The 2,640-nt window shown below is 68.1% G+C and carries 3 protein-coding genes; 2 read left to right on the forward strand and 1 reads right to left on the reverse strand.

Annotated elements, in window-relative coordinates; genetic code table 11:
* Together B3446_RS11135 and B3446_RS11140 are read left to right on the forward strand one after the other, a co-directional pair.
* Window positions 1-1,291, forward strand: a 1,291-nt coding sequence (locus B3446_RS11135) for a trypsin-like peptidase domain-containing protein (RefSeq protein ID WP_291380942.1), incomplete at its 5' end; no start/stop codon positions are given.
* Between the two features lie 123 nt (window positions 1,292-1,414).
* Window positions 1,415-1,963, forward strand: coding sequence for a DUF3455 domain-containing protein (locus B3446_RS11140; RefSeq protein WP_191579341.1), 549 nt, complete (start codon window positions 1,415-1,417; stop codon window positions 1,961-1,963).
* A gap of 133 nt (window positions 1,964-2,096) precedes the next feature.
* Here the strand turns inward: B3446_RS11140 and B3446_RS11145 are convergent.
* The coding region (locus tag B3446_RS11145; RefSeq protein WP_291380945.1) for a hypothetical protein at window positions 2,097-2,640 on the reverse strand (544 nt) is incomplete at its 5' end.

A 2,640-nucleotide genomic window follows, 5' to 3' on the forward strand; every position in this document is an offset into this window, starting at 1 on the left:
GGCGTCGGCGCCCACGCCCGGCCGCGCCGCGCTGCCGGTGGCCGTCGGTGGCCAACCGCTGCCTTCGCTGGCCCCGATGCTCGAACGCGTCACGCCGGCCGTCGTCAATATTTCAGCATCTACCGACGCTGCGGCATCGAGCGGCGGCCGCGCGTCCACGCCTGGCAGCCTGCGGCAGAACGTGGGCTCGGGCGTCATCGTCGACGCGACCCAAGGCAACATCCTGACCAACCATCACGTGGTGCGCGGGGCGTCCGCCATCCGCGTGTCCCTGCAGGATGGGCGCAGCTTCAACGCCACGGTGGTTGGCAGCGATCCGGACACGGATCTGGCCGTGCTGCGCATCGCCGCGCAGAACCTGCAGGCGCTGACCCTGTCCGACTCCAGCGACTTGCGCGTGGGCGATTTTGTGGTGGCGATCGGTGATCCCTACGGCCTCGGACAGTCGGCGTCGTCCGGCATCGTGTCCGCGCTGGACCGGTCCAGCCTGCGCGCCGCGGGCTACCAGAACTTCATTCAGACCGACGCGTCCATCAACCCCGGCAACTCGGGCGGCGCACTGGTCAACCTGAACGGCGACCTGGTCGGCATCAACACCATGATCTACACCCCGTCTGGGGGCAACGTGGGCATCGGCTTTGCCATCCCGTCGAATCTGGCGGGCGAAGTCATGCAGCAACTGTTGCAGCACGGGCAGGTGCAGCGCGGCGGACTTGGTCTGGACACTCTGAACATCACACCGCGCAATACCCGCCAGCTTGGACTGGCGCCGGGATCGACCGGCGTCGTCGTGGCGCGCGTCGCCGATGGCTCGCCGGCGCAAAAGGCAGGTGTCCAGGCCCGCGATCAGATCCTGTCCATCGACGGCAAGACGATCGGCTCCAGTGCTCAACTGCGCAACGCGGAAGGCCTGTTGCCGGTGGGCCGCCAGGTGCGCCTGGGATTGTCCCGCGCCGGCGCAAGGACCGAGGTCCTGCTGCGCATCGAGCCCGAACAGAACGAGCGCCTGCATGCCGGTTCACTGGACGCCCGGATGATGGGCGTGGAGTTTTCCGAGGTGGGACGCGCGCAACGCGTGCAAGGCAACGACGGCGCCGCGGTCAGCGCCACGTTTCCCGATCGCGGCCCCGTGGCCGCGCGGCTGCAGCGCGGGGATATCGTCATCGGCGTGAATCAGCGCCCCGTCAGCACGCTTGCCGACCTGCGCAACCTGCTGACCGGCGCGGGCGCGCAGCCGCTGGTGCTGACGCTGCTGCGCGGACGGACCGCCTATACGCTGCAGGTGAACTGAGCGAGGCACTGTCCGGGAATCGTGGCAGAATGGCCCGACCCGGCGCGCGGCGCCGGTTCCCAGGCAAGCCGTCACGACAAACCATGCATCGCGGGCGCGCCCGGCCCGCCAGAAGGAGCTCGGATGAACCGCATTCCGCCTCACTCTCGCCCGAAGCCGCCCCGCCTGCTGCTGGCGGCTGGCTTCGCAATCGTCGCTGCCGGCGCGGCCGCACAGGACAAGGCGCCGCAGATCATGCAGGTGCCGGCCGACAACCGCATCGTCTGGCAGGCGCCGGCACAAGGCGACATCACGTATGAATGCCGGCTGACACAAACCGACGGCGCGCGCTACGCGTGGGTCATCGCAGGCGCGGCTGCGACGCTTGGCGCAGGCCAATCCGGCCAGACCGGCACCTACAAAAGTCCGCCTGAAACCTGGCGGGCGGCCGACGGGTCGACGCTGACCGGCATGGAAACCGTGCGCGCCAATGCCGGACCGGATCGCCTGTACGATCAACTCGTCCTGGCCAATCCGTCGTCGGGCGTGGGTCTGTTGACCGGCGTGACTTACATCCAGCGCTTCGTGCGCGAAGGTGGCGGCGTGCCGCAGGCGCCTTGCACTGCGGCCAACAAGGGCCAGCGGGAGCAGGTCAAATTCCGGGCCGATTACGTTTTCTGGAAACCGAACTAAGTTGGTTCGCTGAACGGACGTCCGGCGGCGGACGCATTGCGGCAATCGCACCGCGCCGGTCGTACCGCGGCGGACCCACAACGGCGGACCCGACTGCGCCGCTGGTGCGCCCGCATTGGACAGATGCAGGGCGTTACTGCGCGACGGACATGCCCTGCTTCAAGGCATCGACCAGCCCGGGATGCCGGGCCTTTTCCTGCGTGAGCGTGTAGGCGGAAAACGTCACCACCTTCTTGCCCGACGCCGCGAACAGCGCCGTCAGTTCGGCTGGGCGGCCCGACAGTTTGCTGGTCGCGTCCACTTGAAAAACGCCGATGCTGCCGACCTTGAACGCGCCATCGCCTGTCTTTTTGAACGTCGGCACCGCTTCCTTCTGCTGCGACTGAAAGCCCGCGGCCATCGCACCCAATGTGAACGCGTCGTCGTCGCCGACGGCCTGTTCGACCGGCACATCGATCACGATGATCGCCTGCATGGTGGCGCGATTCAGGTAGATCTTGCCGGAGACCTCGGGCGTTGCCGGGTCCGACGGAAATTCGGTTTCGGTGAAGCCGGCGGGGATGAGGACCTTGAGCTTGCCGTCCAGCACCTGCAGCGTTTGCGGCGGCGGCGGGGGAGCGGCGGCGTCCGCCGTCGCGCCATTCGGGTCTTGTTGCGCGGCAGGCGATCCTGCGGCA

It is taken from the genome of Achromobacter sp. UBA5777, assembly GCF_002418565.1.
GTDB classification, from domain to species: domain Bacteria; phylum Pseudomonadota; class Gammaproteobacteria; order Burkholderiales; family Burkholderiaceae_B; genus Achromobacter; species Achromobacter animicus.